The organism is Acuticoccus sediminis (assembly GCF_003258595.1).
GTDB lineage: Bacteria > Pseudomonadota > Alphaproteobacteria > Rhizobiales > Amorphaceae > Acuticoccus > Acuticoccus sediminis.
The window spans coordinates 174,799-194,745 of the sequence record NZ_QHHQ01000003.1 but is presented as its reverse complement, the minus strand read 5'-3'; the positions used below and the strand labels follow the sequence as shown (position 1 = coordinate 194,745).

Sequence of the window (19,947 nt, the reverse complement as noted above, 5' to 3'; positions counted from 1 at the left end):
GACCGAATCGTCAAGCGTTAGCCCTTCCGAACAGACCGCATCCGTCCGTCGCATCCCCTTCGGACGCTCCATCAATCGATCAGATCCGGCAGCACGAAGCGGACGCACGCGCCGCGCGTATTGCTCGAAACCGCAGCCGCATCGAGAAGCTCGATTCGCCCGCCCTGCTCTTCCGCGATCTTCTTGACGATGGCGAGACCGAGGCCCGTGCCCTTCTCCCGCGTCGTCATGTACGGCTCCAGAAGTCGTTCGCGGCCTGCCGCCGGAAAGCCGATTCCGTTGTCGACGATGTCGACCACACGCTCGCCCGCCTCGTTGACGTAGAGTCGCACGTCGATGTGGCCGCGCTCCCCGCCCCGATCCGCGTCCGTGGTCTGCTCGATCGACTCGGCCGCGTTCTTCACCAGGTTGGACAGCGCCTGACTCACCAGACGATGGTCGAAGTTTGCAATCAAGGGTTCCTTCGGAATCGAAGTTCGCTTTTCGACAGCATCATGCCCGATTCCCTGGATGAATACTGCTTCGCGAACCGCATCGCGCAAATCGAGCCGCTCCATCGCCGGCGCGGGCATGCGCGCGAAGTTGGAGAACTCGTTCACCATGTGGCCGATCGAATCGACCTGGCGCACGATCGTGTCGACGCACTGGTCGAAGACTTCGTGGTCGTCCGGCTTGATCTGCTTGCCGTAGCGCCGCTTGATCCGCTCCGCGGAGAGCTGGATCGGCGTCAGCGGGTTCTTGATCTCGTGGGCGATTCGCCGCGCCACGTCCGCCCAGGCCGAGGTGCGCTGCGCGGTCACGAGGTCGGTGATGTCGTCGAGGGTCAGGACGTAGCCGGGGCGCGCCGCATCGCCGCGGTCCGTCGTCGCCCGGACGTTGATGGTCCGGTCGCGGCCCTTGCGCTGCAGGCTGATCTGCTCCGGCTTGATCCTCAGCCGGGCGAGGCCGCCCTCGCCCTCGAGGACCGGCGCGAGTTCCGGCACCACCTCCGTCAGCGACTTGTCGACGATGTCGCTCTCGAAAAGGTCGAGCATCGCCAGCGCGGAGGTGTTGGCGAGCGTCACCTGCCCGTCCGCGTCGATGCCGATGACGCCGGCCGAGACGCCGCCCAGCACCGCCTCGGTGAAGCGGCGGCGGCGATCGAGCTGGTCGTTGGCGGAGATGAGGTCGTCGTGCTGGCGCTTCAGCGTCGCCGTCATGTCGTTGAACGTCTCGCCGAGGTGGGCGATGTCGCCGTCGAAGAAGCGCACCGGCACCTCGGTCTCGAGGTCCCCCTTGCGGACCCGGTCCGACGCGTCGATCAGCTCGCGAATCGGCGCGACGAGGCGGTTGGCGAAGCCGAATCCGAGGTAGATTGCGCACACCAGAAGAACCAGCGTGACACCGGCGTAGACCAGCCCGAACGCCACTGACACGCCGAGCCGCGATCGCTCGAGACGGATATATTCTTCCGCGTTGGCCCGCGTCAGCCGCAGGAAGCCGTTGACGTCCGGGTCCATCGTGCGGGCGATGTAGAGGTAGGTGTCGTGGTAGGATCCGAGCTTCATGATCCCGCCGACCTGATCCGCCTCGCCGGGCGAGATCTGCACCGGGCGGCCCTTGAGCGCCTCGCGCATTGCCTCCGGCGGGGGCATCCGCAGGTGCTCGCTGGGGTCGACCACGGCACGGGTGATCACCTCCCCGGCGCCGTTCAGCAGGAACGCGGCCGGCAGGTTGCGCAGCGCGGTCTGCACCTGGAACAGGCTGTCGAAGCGCGTCGGCTCTAGGTCGTAGATGTTCTTCGCCCGGTCGAGGTCGCGCGCCATCGCGAGGAGATCGCCGGTCATGGCGCGGGCATGCTCGCCCACGTACGCGTCCGCGACCTTCACCGAGTTGACGACCATCGCCTGGATGCGTTCCTCGAACCACCGGTCGAGGCCACGCGACAAGGTAAGGGTCGCCACCAGCGCGACGAGCATCGCCGGCATCACGGCCATGATCGAGAACAGCGCGACGATGCGCACGTGGAGCCGGGCGCCGGCCCGTTGCGCCGAGCGAGCGCGCCAGAGCTTGCTGACCTCGTACGCGACGCCGCCGAGTAGCAGGGTGACGAGGATGCCGTTGATCACCAGAGCGACAACGATGACCGTCGACGTCGGCTCGATGGGCGTCATGCCCGTCAGCGTCAGGAACGTGCCGGCGACCGCAATCAGGGCGAGCGGAATGACGACGACGCCGAAACTGCGCACCGGCGAATCGAACGGCGGACGGTAGGGGATGGCGGCTTGGGCCATGGCCACTGCGATCACGCTTCACTTGTTAAGGTTCTGACGTATGTGACGGGCTCGGATGCCGGTCAACCGCACGGGTCCCTCGCGGCGGCTCGTCCACGGAATTGGAGCCCCTTTGTCGCGCACTGAGCCCCTGCAAATCGTCGTCGCGGGCGCCGGCCATGCCTCGATGCTCGCCCTCGACACCCTCGGCGCGCCACCGCCGGGCTCGGCCGTCACGCTCGTCTCGCGCGGCGAGGCGGCCCATTATTCCGGGATGGTGCCGGGCTGGATCGAGGGCCTCTACCGGCCGGACGAGCTGGTCGTGCCGCTGGCGCCCTTCACTGCCGCGCGCGGCATCACCCTCGTCTCGGCCGAGATCGCCGGTGCCGACGGGACCCGTCTCCACCTCGCCGACGGCCGCGCCCTCCCGTACGACGTCCTCGTCGTCAACGCCGGCTCGGAGACGGCGCGTCCCGGCCCCCTCGCCCACCCCGCGGTCATCCCCGCCAAGCCGTTCGGCGGGCTGGTCGACGGCCTCGCGCCGCGCCTCGACACGGCCGCAAGCTTCGCCGTGGTGGGCGCCGGGGCGGCCGGAGCCGAAATCGCGCTCGCGCTCGCGACGCGCCGCCCCCGCGCGGCGGTGACACTGATCGAGCGTTCCCCGGCCCTCCTCCCGGCGCACCCGCCCGCCTTCGCCCGCCGCGTCGGTGCCGCGCTCGGACGCCGCGGCGTGACGGTCCGCCTCGGGACGGAGGTGACGGACGTGGCGGACGGCCGGATCGCGCTGCGCGACGGGACGGTGGCGGCCGACACCATCCTCGCCGTGACGGGGCCCGCACCGCCGCGCTGGCTCGCCGCGACGCCGTTCGCGCGCACGCCGGACGGCTTCCTCGGCGTCGACGCGCAGATGCGCTCGCTGTCCCACCCCAACGTCCTCGCCGTCGGCGACGTCGCGACGCGCCCGGACGATCCGCGCCCCAAGGCGGGCGTCTTCTCGGTGCGCTCCGGTCCGGCCCTCGCGGCGGCGCTCCGCGCGCTGGCGGCGGGCGAGCCGCTCGAACCCGTTAGACTGCAGCGGCGGGCGCTCATCCTGCTCGCGACCGGCGACCGCTCGGCCATCGGCACGCGCAACGGGCTCGTCGCCGAGGGACGCTGGGTCTGGCGCCTCAAGGATCATCTCGACCGCCAGTTCATGGCCCGCCTGACGCGCCTGCCCAATCCGTGATCACAAAAGGCCTATTCAGGCGCCACCCAACGGCGTAGATCGAGCATCATGCCTACCGCCCTTCGCGTCTTCGTCCCGTTCGCGCTCGCCTATCTCCTGTCCTACCTCCTGCGGGTCGTGAACGCGGTCGCCGGCGCACCGGTGACGGCCGAATTCGACCTCTCGCCGGCGCAGCTCGGGCTCATGACGAGCCTCTTCTACATGGGCTTCGTCATCACCCAGTTTCCGCTCGGCATCCTGATGGACCGGTACGGCCCGCGCCGGGTGGAGGCGGGCATGTGGGTGGTCGGCGCGGCCGGATGCGTCGTCTTCGCCACCGCGGGCGACAGCTCCCAGCTCTTCCTCGGCCGCTTCCTCATCGGCGTCGGCGCCTCGATCGCCTTGATGGGCCCCATGACGGCCTATCGCCACTGGTTCCCGCCAGAGCAGCGGGCGCTGATCGTCGGCCTCCACATGGCGTGCGGCGGCGTCGGGAGCGCGCTCGGCGGCGGCCCGACCGAGGCGCTGATGGACGCGATCGGCTGGCGCGGCGTCTTCCTCGTCATCGGCGCCGCGACGATCGCCGCGAGTCTCCTCATCCTGACCGTCGTCCCGCGGCGGCACGAGCCGCGCCACCCGACGGACACCCGCATCCTCGCGCGCGAGATGTTCGCGGTCCTCACCAGCCGGACGCTGTGGCGCATCGCGCCGCTCGCGGCGACGGTCCAGATCGGCCTCCTCGCGGTGGTGAGCCTGTGGGCGGGGCCATGGCTGCGCCAGGTGGTGGAGATGCCGACCGACGAGGCCGCGGCCTGGCTCTCGGCCACGTCCGTCGGCCTCATCGCCGGCTTCCTCGGCTACGGGGTGATCTTCAGCCGGGCCGAGCGCTACGGCCTCTCCATGCATGTCTTCGTCATCGGCGCGATCGCCGTGATGCTGTGCCCGATCCTCTTCATCGTCCTGCCGCTGGAGGCGACCCCCCCGATCTGGATCCTCTACGCGGCCATCGGCCCGGTGGCCGTCCACACCTACAACATCACCTCGCAGCAGTTCCCGGTGGAGATGGCGGCGCGCGTCAACACGGCGCTCAACCTGGTGGTCTTCGCCTGCGCCTTTCTCGGCCAGTGGGGCTTCAGCCTGATCCTCGACCTCTACCGCAACGACGAGGGCGCCCCGACCCGGGAGGGCTTCCAGGTGGCGTTCGTGGCGCTCCTCGCGATCCAGCTCGTCGCGATGCTGCCGCTCCTGCTGGCGAAGTCGCGGGAACCCGAGCCGGCACCGGTCCGCCCGTCCTGACTGGCGCTCCGGCCCGGCAGGAGCGGACGCGTTCCGAACGCAAAACGCCCGCCTTGCGGCGGGCGTCCTATGCGTGCGGCCTGGGCCGTAGCGTGCCGGGGCGGGGTCAGGCGGTGTAGGTGACCGCCTTCACCGCGTCGATCACCTCGGCGACCGACGGCAGCGCCAGCTTCTCGAGGTTCGCCGCGTACGGCATCGGGACGTCCTTGCCCGTGACCCGCAGCACCGGCGCGTCGAGGAAGTCGAACGCCTTCTCCATCAGCTGGTAGCCGATTTCCGACGAGATCGAGCAGGTCGGGAAGGCCTCCTCGACGGTGACGCAGCGGTTCGTCTTCCTCACCGACTTGATCACCGTGTCGATGTCGAGCGGGCGGATGGTGCGCAGGTTGATGACCTCCGCGTCGATGCCCATCCCGGCGAGCTCCGCCGCCGCCTTCATGGCGTAGGTCATGCCGATGCCGAAGGAGACGATGGTGACGTCCTTGCCCTTCTTCTCGACCTTCGCCTTGCCGATCGGCAGCACGAAATCCATGTCGGCCGGCACCTCGAAGGTCTGACCGTAGAGGATCTCGTTCTCGAGGAAGATCACCGGGTTCGGGTCGCGGATGGCGGCCTTCAGGAGCCCCTTCGCGTCCATCGCCGAGTACGGCTGGATGACGCGGTGGCCGGGGACGTGCGCGTACCAGGCGGCGTAGTCCTGGCTGTGCTGCGCGGCGACGCGGGCGGCCGCGCCGTTCGGGCCGCGGAAGACGATCTGCGACTTGATGAACCCGCCGGACATGTAGTGCGTCTTGGCGGCCGAGTTGATGATCTGGTCGATCGCCTGCATGGCGAAGTTGAAGGTCATGAACTCGACGATGGGCTTAAGGCCCGCCATCGCGGCGCCGACGCCGAGGCCGGTGAAGCCGTGCTCGGTGATCGGCGTGTCGATGACGCGGCGCTCGCCGAACTCGTCCAGGAGGCCCTGCGAGACCTTGTAGGCGCCCTGATATTCGGCGACTTCCTCACCCATCAGGAAGACGTCGTCGTCCTTGCGCATCTCCTCGGCCATCGCGTCGCGCAGGGCTTCGCGGACCGTCATCTGCTTCATCTCGGTGCCGGCGGGGACGTCCGGCTCGTCGGGCTGGTCGTCCGGCATCTCGGCCGGGCCGGGACCGGAGCGGGGCGCGGCCGGCGCACGCGGCGCATCGGGCGACAGGCTCCCCGTGGGGGCGGGTCCCTTCTGGGAGACCGCGGTCGCCTCGGACGCGGCGGGTGCCTCCGGCGCCGGCGCGGCGGCCGCGGGCCCGGAGGCCTCGCCGATGTCGCTCTCGCTCTCGCCCTCGCCGAGCAGCACCGCGATGGGCGCGTTCACGGGAACCCCTTCGGTCCCCTCCTCGACTAGGATCTTGCCGAGGGTGCCCTCGTCGACGGCCTCGACCTCCATGGTCGCCTTGTCGGTCTCGATCTCGGCGATGACGTCACCAGCCGAGACGGTGTCGCCCACCTTCTTCAGCCATTTGGAGAGTTTGCCCTCCTCCATGGTGGGGCTGAGGGCGGGCATCAGGATTTCGGTGGGCATTTCTTAGTGTCCGCGCAGTTTCTTGCTGGTGGCCGCTCCGCTCGAGGCGATGGGCATCGCCCCCGCAGCCGTGCCAATCGTCATGAATGGGAACGCTCTCACCGTACGATGTCCGTCCAGAGCTCCGAGGGATCGGGCTCGGGCTCGCTCTGCGCGAACTCGGCGGCCGTGTTCACCTCGTCGCGCACGCGCTTGTCGATCGACTTGATGTCGTCCTCGGCGACGCCGAAGTCCTTCATCAGGATGTCGCGCACGTGCTCGATCGGGTCGCGCTTCTGGCGGTACTCGTTCACCTCGTCGCGCGAGCGGTACTTCGCCGGGTCGGACATCGAGTGGCCGCGGTAGCGGTAGGTCAGCATCTCGAGGATGTAGGGACCCTTGCCCGAGCGCGCGTGGTCGAGCGCCTTGGCGACCGCGTCGCGCACCGCCTCGACGTGCATGCCGTCCACCTGCTCGCCCGGGATGTCGAACGAGCGGCCGCGCTGGGACAGGTCCGTCGTCGACGAGGCGCGCTCGATGGAGGTGCCCATGCCGTACTTGTTGTTCTCGATCATGTAGATGACCGGGATCGACCAGAGCTTGGCCATGTTGAAGCTCTCGTAGACCTGGCCCTGGTTGGCCGCGCCGTCACCGAAATAGGTGAGCGCCACCGCGCCGTTCTGGCGGTAGCGGTTGGCGAAGCCGATGCCGGTGCCGAGCGACACCTGCGCGCCGACGATGCCGTGGCCGCCGTAGAAGTTCTTCTCGACCGAGAACATGTGCATCGAGCCACCCTTACCCTTGGAGTAGCCCGACGCGCGGCCGGTGAGCTCGGCCATCACGCCCTTCGGGTCCATGCCGGTCGCCAGCATGTGGCCGTGGTCGCGATAGCCGGTGATGACCTGGTCACCTTCCTTCATCGCCATCTGCGCGCCGACGACGACCGCTTCCTGACCGATGTAGAGGTGGCAGAAGCCGCCGATCAGGCCCATGCCGTAGAGCTGGCCGGCCTTTTCCTCGAACCGGCGGATCAGCAGCATATCCTCGTAGGCGCGAAGATAGTCGTCCGCCGTGAACGCAGTTTCGGTCTGGCCAGCCTCGTCCGATTCTCTTGCTTTGGCTTCGACGGCCATAAGGCCCCTCCTGACGTCCCGCTTTTGATGTGAACCTAGACCACGGCTCGGCCAACGAAAAGCAGGCGAGCCGATTTGTCCGCGCGCAAACCCGTTGCGAAACGGCCGATCGCAGCGGGATCCCGGGTGATCGGCCGCGCGCGCGCCGTATCGGTGCAACCAGCTATGCGTTCTCGACAGATCGTCCCGCAAGCCCGGCGCATGCGCGGCAGATCTGCACCGGCGCAATCAAGCATCGCCACACACTTCCACAGTCGAACTTCAGCGAAATTCTCGCGATGTTTTGTGGTAATTTTTGGCATCCCGCCATGGGACCGCGCGGCCTCCGCCGGCCGCGCCGCCTGACCGTGCCATCGACCATGACGATGGCCGAGCGACGATGAATTCCAATGTTCGATCGATCCGGCCGTGAATGGTGCGCCGAGGACACGCCCGCTCCGGAGCGGGCTAACATTATTTCCTGGCGGGGCATCCTGACGAACGACTTTGTCGCCGCGCGCGAACCGGTTCTGCGCGTGGGGGCCGGTCAGTTGTTGTGCGCGCCGAGAATGAGGTCCGTCTTGCCGGTCTCCGGCTGGGCGTCCTTGGCGACGTTGAGAATCACGATCTCGTTCGGGTGCGCCATGTTGAGCTGCGCCCGGGCACGCTCGTCGAGCAGGTCCGCGTCGAGGGCGTCGACGCGCAGGCGACGCACCCGGTCCTGAAGGTGTTCGCGCTGCTCCACCAGATTGGCGAGCTCGAGCTCGAGATTGGCCCGCTCGTCCCGCAGTTCGACCCGCGCCTCCTCGCCGTAGTCGCCCCGGCCGGACTGCCAGCCGAAGTAGACCGCGACGGCGACGAGCACCAGCGGGAAGATGAAGAAGGTGAAGCGGGATCGACGTCGGTGGCGCGTGGGCATCAGGTGAGTCCGTGGGCAGACCCACCTAACCACGCGTGACTTAACGAGGCGTTTCGCGGGCGAGGCCAGCCCCGCCCGCGCATTGCCGTGCCCGTTCGGGGGCTTAGGCCGCCTCGGTCTCGCTCTCGGCGCGGTAGCCGAAGCCGCCGCCGTCGGTCGCGAGGTAGGCCTCGCCGCACGCCTTCGCGAGCGCGCGGACGCGGCCGATATAGCCCTGCCGCTCCGTCACGGAGATCACGCCGCGCGCGTCGAGCAGGTTGAAGATGTGGCTCGCCTTGATGGTCTGGTCGTAGGCGGGCAGCACCTGGGTGTGCCGCTCGCCCTCGACCTTCGGCGCGCCTGCGGCGAGCAGCGCATGGCACTCCGCCTCCGCGTCGCGGAAGTGGCGCAACAGCATCTCGGTGTCGGCGAACTCGAAATTGTGCGCCGAGTACTCCCGCTCGGCCTGCAGGAAGATCTCGCCGTAGGAGACGCGCGGCCCCGCCTCGCTCTCGGCGACGTAGGTGAGATCGTAGACGTTCTCGACGCCCTGCACGTACATGGCGAGGCGCTCCAGGCCGTAGGTCAGCTCGCCGGAGACCGGGCGGCAGTCGATGCCGCAGACCTGCTGGAAGTAGGTGAACTGCGACACTTCCATGCCGTCGCACCAGCACTCCCAGCCGAGCCCCCAGGCCCCGAGCGTCGGGCTCTCCCAGTCGTCCTCGACGAACCGGACGTCGTGGCGGTGGAGATCGATGCCGATCGCCTCCAGCGAGCCGAGGTAGAGCGCCTGAAGGTCCTTCGGGCTCGGCTTCAGGATGACCTGGAACTGGTAGTAGTGCTGCAGGCGGTTCGGGTTCTCGCCGTAGCGCCCGTCGCCCGGACGGCGCGAGGGCTGCACGTAGGCCGCCCGCCACGGCCGCGGACCGAGCGCGCGCAGGGTCGTCGCCGGGTGGAAGGTGCCGGCGCCGACTTCCATGTCGTAGGGCTGCAGGATAGCGCAGCCCCGCTCCGCCCAGTACGCCTGGAGCGCCAGAATCATGGATTGGAACGAGGACCTCGGGTCTGTCGGAGACAGGCGGTCCTTCGGGGAAAGCTCGGCCATGGATGATCCCATTAGGGTACTGCGCCCGAGTTCCTAACCGCTCCGCGCGCGGTGGCAAGCCCGTTCCGGGCCGCGCGCTACTCCGATTTCACCGTCTCGGTGTCGTCCGCCCGCTCGGCGCCGGCGCGCGCGGCGCTCTCCGCCGCGTGCTTGCGGTCCTCCTCGGCGAGGGTGCCGAGGATCGGTACCTCGACCGATTCGCCCGCGACATGGGGGTGCCTGGGGCCGTACCTCGGCGGCGAGCGCATCGGCTCGACCTGCGCCTTGGGCGCCCAGCGCGGCGTGATCAGGCCGGCCGAGATGACGAGCTTTGCCGCGTCCTCGACGCTCATGTCGAGCACCAGCACGTCCTTGCGCGGCACGAAAAGAAGGAAGCCGGATGTCGGGTTCGGCGTCGTCGGCAGGAAGACCGAGATCGCGTCGTCGTCGTCGCCCAGCTTCTGGCTGATCTCGCCCTTCACGTCCGTCGCGATGAAGACGACGGCCCAGAGGCCGCGGCGCGGGTACTCCACCAGTCCGGCCCGTCGGAAGGTGTGGCTGCGCTCCGACAGTGCCGTCTCGAAGATCTGCTTCAGCGCCGCGTAGACGTTGCGGATGAGGGGCATCCTGGCGAGAATCGCCTCGCCCAGCGCCAGGATCGTCCGGCCGAAGATGTTCGCCGCCAGGAAGCCGAGCAGCGCCAGGCCGACGATCGCCACCACGAGGCCGATGCCCGGGAGCGGAAACGGCACATAGGTTTCCGGATTCCACGCCGGCGGGATCCACGGCTTCACCACGCCGTCGACGACGCTGATGATGTAGGTGACGAGGTAGACGGTGATCGTCAGCGGCGCGGCAACGATCACGCCGGTGATCAGATAGTTGCGCAACCTGTTGACGAGGCTGCGCCGCCGCCCGACCCGGACTTCACCCTGTTCTTCGTCCATCTCGTACCCCACAGCACTCGGGGCCGCCAACCGCACGCCTGACGTCGCGGAGGAACGCACCCGTGCGCACCTCGCACACGCGCAGCGCACCTCAACTTGGCATACTTACTCGACCGTCACAGACTTGGCGAGGTTGCGGGGCTGATCGACGTCGGTGCCGTTGATGATCGCCGCGTGATACGCCAGCAGCTGCAGCGGGATGGTCGCCACCACGGGGGCCACGAAGGCCGGAACGTCCGGCAGGACGATGAGTTCCTCCGCCGTGTCGCCGATCGCATGCGCCCCGCGGGCGTCCGTCACCGCGATGATGCGCCCGCCGCGCGCATGCACCTCCTGCATGTTGGAGACGGTCTTGGCGAAGAGGTCGTCGAACGGCGCGATGACGATGACCGGGAGCTCTTCGTCCACCAGAGCGATAGGCCCGTGCTTTAATTCACCGGCAGCGTAGGCCTCGGCGTGGATGTAGCTCAGTTCCTTGAGCTTCAGCGCCCCTTCCATCGCCACCGCGAACGACGTCCCCCGGCCGAGGAAGAGCGCGGATGACGCCGGCGCCACAAGCTTCGCGACACGTTCGATCGAGTGCTCCAGCGTTACCGCCTCGGCCACGAGGCGCGGCAGCTCGACGAGCGCCGACAGGAACCCTTCCGCATCGAGGGGCGACAGCGTGCCGCGGTCGATGCCCGCCTTCACCGCCAGGCACGCCAGCGTCGCGAGCTGGCAGGTGAACGCCTTGGTGGAGGCGACGCCGATCTCGGGTCCGGCGAGGGTCGGCAGGACGATGTCCGCCTCGCGCGCCATCGTCGAGGTCGGCACGTTGACGACGGTGGCGAGCTGCTGCCCGCCGGCCTTCGCCGCCCGCAGCCCGGCCAGCGTGTCGGCCGTCTCCCCCGACTGGGAGATGAAGAGCGCCAGCTCGTCGGCCGGGAAGGCCTGCGCGCGGTAGCGGTACTCGGACGCGACGTCGAGGTCGACCGGCAGGCGCGCCAGCCGCTCGAACCAGTACCGCGAGACGAGCCCCGCGTAGTACGCGGTGCCGCAGGCCGCGATCGACAGGCGGCGGATCTGGGAGAAGTCGATCGGCACCGCGCCGTCGCGCAGCGTACCCGACCCGACGTCGATGTAGTGGCTGAGGGTCCGCGCGATCACTTCCGGCTGCTCGTGGATCTCCTTGGCCATGAAGTGGCGGTAGTTGCCCTTCTCGGCGAGCGAGACTTGCATCGGCACCGGGACCGCCTCGCGCTCCACCGGGTGGCCGTCGCGGTCGTAGATGTCGAGCCTCGACTGGGTGAGGATCGCGAAGTCGCCGTCTTCCAGGTAGACGATCTCGTCGCAGAAGGGCGCCAGCGCGATGGCGTCGGAGCCGATCATCTTCATGTCCGAGGCGAGACCGATGGCGAGGGGGCTGCCGAAGCGCGCCGCCGCCAGCAACTGCGGCTGACCGGCAAACGAGAAGGCGAGCGCATATGCCCCCTCGAGCTGCGACAGGGTCGCCTCGATCGCGCTCTTCAGGTCGGCCCCCTGCGCCAGCTCGTGCGCGAGGATGTGGGCGATCGTCTCGGTGTCCGTCTCCGAGGTCAGGACGGCACCCTCCGCCTGCAGCTTCTGGCGGAGCGCGCGGTAGTTCTCGATGATGCCGTTGTGGACCACCGCCACCGGCGAGGCGACGTGCGGGTGTGCGTTGGCGTCGGTCGGCGCGCCGTGGGTCGCCCAGCGGGTGTGGCCGATGCCGGTGCCGCCGTCGAGCGGATGGGAATCGAGCCGCTGCTCCAGGTTGCGCAGCTTGCCGGCGGCACGCACCCGGTCCATCGTCCCGTCACCGGCGACGGCGGCGATGCCTGCCGAGTCGTAGCCCCGGTATTCCAGCCGTTTCAGCGCATCGAGAATCAACGGAGCCGCCTGCCTGGCTCCGATCACGCCCACAATACCGCACATAGTGGTCTCCGCCTTCCCGTACGCATGCCTCGAACAGTCGGTGCCGCCCGGAGACGCGCCGCCCTCTGGTCCGTCCGGGGCACGCCCGGACCGCACACGACCAGCGAATCAGCACCTCGACGGCCCGAACTGCTCTAGCGCAGGTGAGACCAATTGCACTTCACATGGAGTTACAGAAACGCAGCCTGCGTCGGCAAAGGTGCTCGAAAATCAGGCCTTGTCGTAGTCGAGCTCGTCGTCATTCTCCTCGCGCCGCTGCGACGCGCGGATGGCGGCCATCCTGGCGCCTTCGGTATGATCGACGAGCTCGCTGCGGGGGATCGGCATCGAGCCGGGCGAGGCGAGCTCGGCCTCCTCCTCGGCGTCGAAGTTGTCGTCGACGATGTCGCTCTCGAGATGGCTGCCATCATGCTCGCTGGCGGCCTGCGCGAGCGCGTGCGCGCCCTCGCTGTCGTCGACGAACTCCGATTCCATCGGCTCCTGGCCGTGCTGGCTCGCCTCGCGGGCGTACTGGCGGGCCGATTCGGTCAGGTCGGCAAACTCCGATTCCATGCCCTTGCCGGACTTCAGCATCGCACTTTGCGCCTCGGCGCGTTCCATCCGGTTCATGTGGGCGGGGTCGGGGTCGCGTGCCTCGGCCCCGAACACCCTCTGAAGCTGATGGATGATCTGCTCCCTGATCGTCATCTCCGCCTCCTTCGCAGCCGCGATCCGTAACGTCACCCTCGGGAGATGAACCGGCGCGGTGAGGTCGAAGTTCCGAAAATGCGTTCCGGGTGCGTCCGCGCCCCCTACGGCTTGGGTTTCAGCGGCGATCGGTCCGGCTTCGTCGCCTGCCGTCCCCGCGCGATCGCGAGCGCGTCGGCCGGCACGTCCTCGACGATCACCGAGCCGGAGGCGACGAATGCCCCCTCGCCGATCGAGACCGGCGCCACCAGCGCGCTGTTGGAGCCGATGAAGGCGCCCGCGCCGATCTCGGTGCGGTGCTTGTTCACGCCGTCGTAGTTGCAGGTGATCGTACCGGCGCCGATGTTGGCCTCCGCCCCCACGCCGGCATCGCCGATGTAGGAGAGGTGGCTGATCTTCACCCCCGTCGCCAGCGCGGCGTTCTTCAGCTCCACGAAGTTGCCGATCTTCGCGCCGGGGCCGACGTTCGTGCCGCCGCGCGAGCGGGCGAACGGGCCGATCGCGGCGCCCGGCGAGACCACGGTGTCGACGAGGTGGGTGAAGGCATAGATCCTCGCCCCGTCGCCGATCGCGACCCCCGTGCCGAAGACGACGTTCGGCTCGATCGTGACGTCCTCGCCGACCACGGTGTCGTGGCTGAAGAAGACGGTCTCCGGCGCGATCAGCGTCGCCGTCTCCAGCGCCCTGCTGCGGGCACGCTGCTGGAAGACGGCCTCCGCGTCCGCGAGCTGCGCACGGTCGTTGACGCCCATGACCTCGGCGACCGGCGCCTCCTCCCACACCATGTTGAAGCCCCGCTCGGCGCCGATGGCGACGAGGTCGGTCAGGTAGTACTCGCCCTTGGCATTGTTCGCCTCGATCGCCTGCAGCGCATCGAGCGGCGCGCCGGCGCGGATGGCCATGACCCCGGAGTTGCACAGCGTGATCGCCCGCTCCTCCTCGGTCGCGTCGCGCTCCTCGCGGATCGCGCGGACGTGGCCGTTGGCGTCCAGCAGCAGGCGGCCGTAGCCGGTCGGCGCGTCGGTTCTGAAGGCGAGCACGGCAAGGTCGGCACCGCCGAGAACGCGGTCGACCATCCGGTCGATGGTCGCCGCCGTCACCAGCGGGTTGTCGCCGAAGAGGACGACGATCGCGTCGATGTCGTCGGTGAACGCCTCCCGCGCGGCGAGGACGGCGTGCGCGGTGCCCATCTGCTCCGTCTGGACGTGCAGGGAGAGGGCGTCCGAGGCGCGGTCCGTGGCCCAGGAGGCCCCGGCCCCGACCACCAGCGCGGCCCGCTCGACGCCGGCCGACTTCGCCGCGGCGAGGACGTGGTCGACCATCGGCAGGCCGCCGACCTTGTGCAGCACCTTGGGCGTCCCGGAGCGCATCCGCGTGCCCTTGCCGGCCGCCAGAATCACCGCCAGCGTTCGTGCCATCGCCTTGCCCTCCATCGATCGCCTCCCCCTCTCCCACCACCTTGCCCGCGCGCCGGCAAGCGCAACCTGCGCGAATTCAAGCGCCATCCACGTACCGCAGTCGTCATTTGAAGGACGGGCGTGCATCCGCTACCGGAGGAACGCTGTGCCGAAGGAAGACCCATGCGCCGACTGCTGCCGCTCCTCCTCGCCCTCCTCGCCACGCCGGCCGCCGCGTTCGAGCCGACGGGCAACGCCGTGGCGGACGGGTTCCTGCGCATCGTCGAATCGGGCGGGTTCGACGACGTCGCCTTCGCCGCCGCCCAGCGCGCCGACCGCGGCACCGTCCTCACCGGCCTCAGCGCCTCCGCGCGCAACGAGCGGCTTGAGATCGGCACCGTGGTGATCGTCGACGGCCTGATCGACGCCGACAACGGCCTGCGGGCCGAGGCGATCCAGTACCGCGACATGCGCATGACCAACACCGCCGACGCGGCCTCGCACTCGACCGCCGGGATGCTGACGCTCGCCAGGCCCCACCTGCCGATGCGGGACGGCGGCGGCTCCTGGCTCGAAACCGTGCTGGGCGACTTCGAGAGCCTTCTGGCGCAGGACGTCGCCGCGCGCCCCGCCGCGGGCCGGGCCCTCGAGGTGGGGCGGATCGAGGTGACGCGCGCCGACGAAGGCGGCCCCTGGAGCGGGCGTGTCGCCTTCCAGGCCGCCAGGGTCGACGCGGCCTTCTTCCAGGGCACCGCCGGCACCTACCTCACCGACCTCGGCTACGACACGCTGACGATCAGCGGCGCGCTCGAGGGTCTCTGGAGCGCCGGCGAAGGCACGCTCGCGGTACGCGAGGCCTCGCTGGCGGCGGACGGCGTGGGCGCCCTCGTCGTCTCCGGCGCGGCCGAGGGCCTCAGCGCCGAGCGGATCGCCGCGATCCGCGACAATGCCGGCGCGCTGCCGCAGATGCTGCCGCTCCTCACCGACGTGCGCCTCGAGTCCCTGACGCTCGCCTTCCGCGACGGCGGCCTCGTGCAGCGCCTCGTCACCCGCACGGTGGAGCGCTCCGGGGACACGGTCGAGAAGGTGCGCAGCGACGCCGTGGCGACGGTCGACAGCCTCCTCGCCCTCGTCGGTGTCCCCGCCCTTCAGGCGCAGGTGACGGACGCCGTGCGGCGCTTCCTCGCGAATCCGGGCACCCTGGCGGTCAATCTCGCGCCGCCGGCCTCCGTGAACGCGGCCCAGATCGTCGGCGGGGCGCTGCTGAAGCCCGACGCGCTGCCGCAGCTCCTCAATTTCTCGATCTCGGCGACCCCGTGAACCGGCCCTACCCTGCCCGGCTCCGGGCCCGGCCATAGCCGGAGCCCCACTCGACCGGGAGGGCGTCGCCGCTAAACTCCCGGCATGAACCATATTCTCGACGTGCCGGGCCTGCGCCTGGGCCATGCCACGGACCACGAGCGGCGCAGCGGCGTCACCACTGCGGTCTTCGACGAACCCGCCGTCGCAGGCGTCGCAGTCCATGGCGGCGCGCCCGGCTCGCGCGAGACCGAGGCGCTCCACCCCTCGCGTCTCGGCCCCGGGGTGGATGCGATCTGCCTCTCCGGCGGGTCGGCGTTCGGCCTCGCCTCGGCGGACGGCGTCATGACCGCCCTCGCCGACCACGGCCGCGGCTTCGCCATCGGCCCGCACCGGGTGCCGATCGTGCCGGCGGCCGTCGTCTTCGACCTGTCGGGGCCGAGGGCGGACTTCCGTGCGCTCGGCGCCGCCAGCGTCGAGGCCGCCCTCGCCGCGCCCGACATGACCGTCGGCACCGTCGGGGGCGGCTGCAACGCGATGACGGCGGGCCTCAAGGGCGGCTTCGGCACGGCGTCGATGCGGGTCGGCGAGGCGACGGTCGGGGCGATGGTGATCGCCAATGCGGTCGGTGCCGCGGTGGCCGCCAACGGCCCATGGTTTCGCGCCGCGCCTTTCGAGGTGAACGGCGAATTCGGCGGCCTCACCGCCCCGGCCGAGGCGGACTTCTCGAGCGTCGACACCAAGCTCGGCGCGGTCATGCGCGGCAACACCACCATCGCCATGGTGGCGACCGACGCGACGATGACGCGCGGCGAGGCGCATCGGATGGCGGTCGCCGCGCACGACGGGATCGCCCTCGCGGTCTGGCCGGCGCACACGATCATGGACGGCGACACCGTGTTCGCCGCCAGCACCGGACGCGCCCCCGCGGCTGCATCGATGCAAGAGACGATCGCCCTCCACGCCGCGGCGACGCAGTGTCTTGCGCGCGCCATCGCCCGTGCCGTCTACGAGGCAACACCCCGCCCCGGCGACCGTTTCCCGACCTGGCGGGAACGCTTCGGTTAAGGTTGATGTCATGGCGCCATAAGCGGCATGACTAATTTATTGACAGGCTTCTCGGCTGAGAGTGACATCATGGCGCACCCGTGTTCCGGCCGGGTCGGTCGGATCTCGCGTGCGTGCCGCGAATCTCTCGCGGTCCATTGCCACTGCACGAGGCCCTCATGGACATCATACGTTCGTTCTTCGACGCCATCGGTGACTTCACCTGGGGGTGGTCGCTGATCCCCTTCCTGGTCGTCCTCGGCGGCTTCTTCACGCTGGCGTCGCGCTTCGTTCAGCTCCGCTTCTTCGGCCGGATGTTCGGAGTCCTCACCAAGTCCGCGCCCGGCGAGGGCGAGCATATCTCCTCGCGCGAGGCGCTCCTCGTGTCGGTCGGCGGGCGCGTCGGCGGCGGCAACATCGCGGGCGTCGCCGTCGCGATCACGCTCGGCGGTCCGGGCGCGGTGTTCTGGATGTGGGCGATCGCCCTCGTCGGCATGGCGACGAGCCTCTTCGAGTGCTCCCTCGCCCAGCTCTTCAAGCGAACGGAGGCCGATGGCAGCTACCGTGGCGGGCCGGCGCAGTACATCATCCACGGCCTCGGCGCCAACTTCCGGTGGCTGGCGATCCTCTACGCCATCTGCCTGATCGCCGCCTTCGCGTTCGGCTTCAACGCCTTCCAGGGCAACACCGTCGCCGGCGCGCTGAAGGAGAGCTTCGGCCTCTCGCGCCTCTACAGCGGCATCGCCTTCGCAGTCCTCACCGGCCTCGTGGTGTTCGGCGGCATCCACCGCATCGCCAAGGTCGCCGACGTGGTCGTGCCGGTGATGGCCTTCGGCTACATCGGCCTCGCGCTCGTCGTCATCATCATGAACCTGCCGTCGCTGCCGGGCGTCATCGTCAGCATCTTCTCCAACGCGTTCGGCATCACCTCGGTGGTCTCCGGCGGCGTGGGCGCGGCGATCGCGCAGGGTCTTCGGCGCGGCCTCTTCTCCAACGAGGCGGGCCTCGGCTCGGCGCCGAACGTGGCGGCCATCGCGTACGTGAAGCACCCGGTGAGCCAGGGCGTGGTGCAGGCCCTCTCGGTGTTCATCGACACCATGGTGATCTGCTCGTGCACGGCGTTCATGATCCTGCTCAGCGACGTCTACCAGCCCGGCGCAGACATCGACGGCGTGGTGCTGACGCAGCAGGCGCTCTCCAGCCACTTCGGCTCGTGGGCGAGCTACTTCCTCGCCTTCGCGGTCCTGCTCTTCGCGTTCTCGTCGATCATCTACAACTACTACCTCGGCGAGACGGCGCTGGCGGTCTTCACCGAGGGCGTCATGGGCCAGACGATCCTGCGCATCGCCGTGATCGCGCTCGTCTTCATCGGCGCCTCCGCCGAGGGCGCGACCTCGGTGTTCTTCTTCTCCGATCCGCTGATGGGCGTTCTGGCGCTGGTCAACCTGATGGCGGTGCTGATGCTCTTCCCGATCGGGCTGAAGATGGTGCGGGACTTCACCGCGCAGGTGCAGGCCGGCGTCGACGAGCCGGTGCTGAACCCCGCCGACTATCCCGACCTCGACCTCGACAAGTCGGCCTGGCCGGACATTTCCGGCACTCCGCCCTCGCCCGAGGCACCCGGAATGGCCGCCGTCCCCGCACAGTAGGCGACGTGCAGTCCCTGACGGGCGACGAAAGACGAAGCGCCGGCGGTGACCCCGCCGGCGCTTTTTCCGTTTGCGCTGCCGCCCGCGCGCGGCGCCGCGTCAGAGTTCGCCGGCGATATAGCGCTGGAGGGTCGTCTCCACGCCGTCCGACTTCAGCGACTCCAGCGCCGCGGCGAAGCGTTCGCGCAGGATCGGAGCATTGCCGAGCGCGCCGTAGATATCCGCCTGCCCGAGCCAGGCGTTGGGGTTCGACTGCGCCTCCTGCGCGACCGGCTGGAGCTTCTCCCAGTTGGGATCGTTCGGGGCGATCGTCTCGCCCGCGTCGGTGGTCCCGGCGCAGTAGCGGCACCACAGGGCGGACTCCAGCGCGAGCCCGGTGATCGGCTGGCCTGCCGCGATGCGGTCCGCGAGCGTCGGCACGATGAACTTCGGCTGACGGTTCGATCCGTCGAGGCAGAGACGCCGCACGGTGTCGCCGATCTTCGGGTTGGCGCAGCGGGTGACGATCAGCTCGGCGTACTCGTTGAGGCTCGTGTCCGGTACCGGCGGGACGGTGGGTATGATCTCGTCCCGGGTGACCTTCTCCAGGAAGCCGGCGATGAGCGGATGCCCCATCGCGTCATGGACGTAGGTGATGCCGAGGAGACCGGCCGGATAGGCGATCACAGCGTGCCCGCCGTTGAGGATGCGGATCTTCATCAGCTCGTAGGGCGTGACGTCGGCGACGAACTCGACGCCGACCTCCTCCAGCGCCGGGCGGCCGGAGGGGAAGTTGTCCTCCAGCACCCACTGCGTGAAGTCCTCGCAGAACACCGGCCACGCGTCCTCGATGCCGAAGTCGTCCGCGCACAGCCGCCGCTCGCGCTCGCCCGTCGCCGGGGTGATCCGGTCCACCATCGCGTTGGGAAAGGCGACCTCGCTGGCGATCCAGTTGGCGAGATCGGGATCGTAGAGATTGGCGACGCCGACGACGGCGCTGCGCGTCACCGAGCCGTTGTGGGGGATGTTGTCGCAGCACATCACCGTGAACGGCGGCGTGTCGCTCGCCCGGCGGGCCGACAGTGCGGCGGCGATGAGGCCGAAGACCGTACGCGGCGCCAGAGGATGCTTGCCGTCGTGGCGGATCTCCGGATGCGTCGGGTCGAAGACGCCGCTCGAATCGATGAAGTACCCGCCCTCCGTCACCGTCAGCGACACGATGCGGATCGCGGGGTCGGTGAGGCGGGCGATGATCGCCGTCGCGTCGCCGACGGGGAGGAAATCGATCATGCCGCCGGTGATGCGGGCCTCGCTCCTGGCGGCGGACTGCTCCACGACGGTGGTGAGGTAGTCCTGTCCGGCGAGCGCCTCGCGCATCCTCTGGTCGCCCGCCATGACGCCGGCACCGACGAGCGCGAAGTCGTGGTCGCGGCCGAGGTTGAACAGGCGGTCGAGGTAGACGGCCTGGTGGGCGCGGTGGAAGTTGCCGATGCCGAAGTGGACGATGCCCGGCTTCAGCGCGGCCCTGTCGTAGCGCGGCGTCGCCGCGGTCTGGATCTGGGACAGCGTGGCGTTGGACAGTCGGATCATCGGATCGCTCGGGGCTCGTCGTGGATCGGGACAC

At 69.4% G+C, this 19,947-nt stretch carries 16 protein-coding genes; 6 read left to right on the top strand and 10 right to left on the bottom strand.

Annotation, left to right across the window (positions count from 1 at the left end; all coding sequences use genetic code 11):
* Window positions 1-71 precede the first annotated feature (71 nt).
* Complete coding sequence (locus tag DLJ53_RS15120; protein WP_111346665.1) at window positions 72-2,273, bottom strand: sensor histidine kinase NtrY-like; 2,202 nt, start codon at window positions 2,271-2,273, stop codon at window positions 72-74.
* A 112-nt stretch (window positions 2,274-2,385) separates the two neighbouring features.
* Here DLJ53_RS15120 and DLJ53_RS15115 point away from each other — a divergent pair, with 112 nt between their 5' ends.
* Both DLJ53_RS15115 and DLJ53_RS15110 read left to right on the top strand, forming a co-directional pair.
* Complete coding sequence (locus tag DLJ53_RS15115; RefSeq protein WP_162409241.1) at window positions 2,386-3,477, top strand: FAD-dependent oxidoreductase; 1,092 nt, start codon at window positions 2,386-2,388, stop codon at window positions 3,475-3,477.
* A 48-nt stretch (window positions 3,478-3,525) separates the two neighbouring features.
* Window positions 3,526-4,752 carry an MFS transporter gene (locus DLJ53_RS15110; protein WP_111346661.1) on the top strand — a complete coding sequence of 409 codons (1,227 nt, stop codon included), beginning with the start codon at window positions 3,526-3,528 and terminating at the stop codon, window positions 4,750-4,752.
* Between the two features lie 106 nt (window positions 4,753-4,858).
* On the opposite strand, the gene DLJ53_RS15105 is transcribed toward DLJ53_RS15110, so the two are convergent.
* Both DLJ53_RS15105 and pdhA read right to left on the bottom strand, forming a co-directional pair.
* On the bottom strand, window positions 4,859-6,313 hold the full coding sequence (locus DLJ53_RS15105) for a pyruvate dehydrogenase complex E1 component subunit beta (RefSeq protein ID WP_111346659.1): 1,455 nt from the start codon (window positions 6,311-6,313) through the stop codon (window positions 4,859-4,861).
* 98 nt (window positions 6,314-6,411) lie between these two features.
* Window positions 6,412-7,425: a pyruvate dehydrogenase (acetyl-transferring) E1 component subunit alpha gene (gene pdhA, locus DLJ53_RS15100; RefSeq protein ID WP_111346657.1), complete on the bottom strand. Its 1,014-nt coding sequence runs from the start codon at window positions 7,423-7,425 to the stop codon at window positions 6,412-6,414.
* 29 nt (window positions 7,426-7,454) lie between these two features.
* Between pdhA and DLJ53_RS34730 the strand changes: the two genes are divergently transcribed.
* Complete coding sequence (locus tag DLJ53_RS34730) at window positions 7,455-7,808, top strand: hypothetical protein (protein ID WP_146619967.1); 354 nt, start codon at window positions 7,455-7,457, stop codon at window positions 7,806-7,808.
* 143 nt (window positions 7,809-7,951) lie between these two features.
* On the opposite strand, the gene DLJ53_RS15095 is transcribed toward DLJ53_RS34730, so the two are convergent.
* The 6 genes from DLJ53_RS15095 to glmU form a co-directional block, all read right to left on the bottom strand.
* Window positions 7,952-8,323: an FtsB family cell division protein gene (locus DLJ53_RS15095; protein ID WP_111346655.1), complete on the bottom strand. Its 372-nt coding sequence runs from the start codon at window positions 8,321-8,323 to the stop codon at window positions 7,952-7,954.
* 103 nt (window positions 8,324-8,426) lie between these two features.
* Window positions 8,427-9,407 carry a glycine--tRNA ligase subunit alpha gene (locus DLJ53_RS15090; RefSeq protein ID WP_111346653.1) on the bottom strand — a complete coding sequence of 327 codons (981 nt, stop codon included), beginning with the start codon at window positions 9,405-9,407 and terminating at the stop codon, window positions 8,427-8,429.
* 77 nt (window positions 9,408-9,484) lie between these two features.
* Window positions 9,485-10,333: a DUF502 domain-containing protein gene (locus DLJ53_RS15085; protein WP_111346651.1), complete on the bottom strand. Its 849-nt coding sequence runs from the start codon at window positions 10,331-10,333 to the stop codon at window positions 9,485-9,487.
* A 105-nt stretch (window positions 10,334-10,438) separates the two neighbouring features.
* A complete protein-coding gene (gene glmS / locus DLJ53_RS15080) occupies window positions 10,439-12,265 on the bottom strand; it encodes a glutamine--fructose-6-phosphate transaminase (isomerizing) (protein ID WP_111346649.1) in 1,827 nt (608 codons plus the stop codon).
* 210 nt (window positions 12,266-12,475) lie between these two features.
* Window positions 12,476-12,952, bottom strand: coding sequence for a hypothetical protein (locus DLJ53_RS15075; protein WP_111346647.1), 477 nt, complete (start codon window positions 12,950-12,952; stop codon window positions 12,476-12,478).
* Between the two features lie 104 nt (window positions 12,953-13,056).
* Window positions 13,057-14,370, bottom strand: a complete 1,314-nt coding sequence (glmU, locus tag DLJ53_RS15070; protein ID WP_111347791.1) for a bifunctional UDP-N-acetylglucosamine diphosphorylase/glucosamine-1-phosphate N-acetyltransferase GlmU — start codon at window positions 14,368-14,370, stop codon at window positions 13,057-13,059.
* A gap of 162 nt (window positions 14,371-14,532) precedes the next feature.
* Between glmU and DLJ53_RS15065 the strand changes: the two genes are divergently transcribed.
* The 3 genes from DLJ53_RS15065 (at window position 14,533) to DLJ53_RS15055 (ending at window position 18,344) form a co-directional block, all read left to right on the top strand.
* On the top strand, window positions 14,533-15,669 hold the full coding sequence (locus DLJ53_RS15065) for a hypothetical protein (protein WP_111346645.1): 1,137 nt from the start codon (window positions 14,533-14,535) through the stop codon (window positions 15,667-15,669).
* Window positions 15,670-15,753: 84 nt separating this feature from the next.
* A complete protein-coding gene (locus DLJ53_RS15060) occupies window positions 15,754-16,716 on the top strand; it encodes a P1 family peptidase (protein ID WP_111346643.1) in 963 nt (320 codons plus the stop codon).
* Between the two features lie 158 nt (window positions 16,717-16,874).
* The gene (locus DLJ53_RS15055) at window positions 16,875-18,344 is read left to right on the top strand and encodes an alanine/glycine:cation symporter family protein (RefSeq protein ID WP_111346641.1); all 1,470 of its coding nucleotides are present in this window, start codon (window positions 16,875-16,877) and stop codon (window positions 18,342-18,344) included.
* Between the two features lie 99 nt (window positions 18,345-18,443).
* On the opposite strand, the gene DLJ53_RS15050 is transcribed toward DLJ53_RS15055, so the two are convergent.
* The gene (locus DLJ53_RS15050) at window positions 18,444-19,913 is read right to left on the bottom strand and encodes a mannitol dehydrogenase family protein (RefSeq protein ID WP_111346639.1); all 1,470 of its coding nucleotides are present in this window, start codon (window positions 19,911-19,913) and stop codon (window positions 18,444-18,446) included.
* Between the last annotated feature and the right edge of the window lie 34 nt (window positions 19,914-19,947).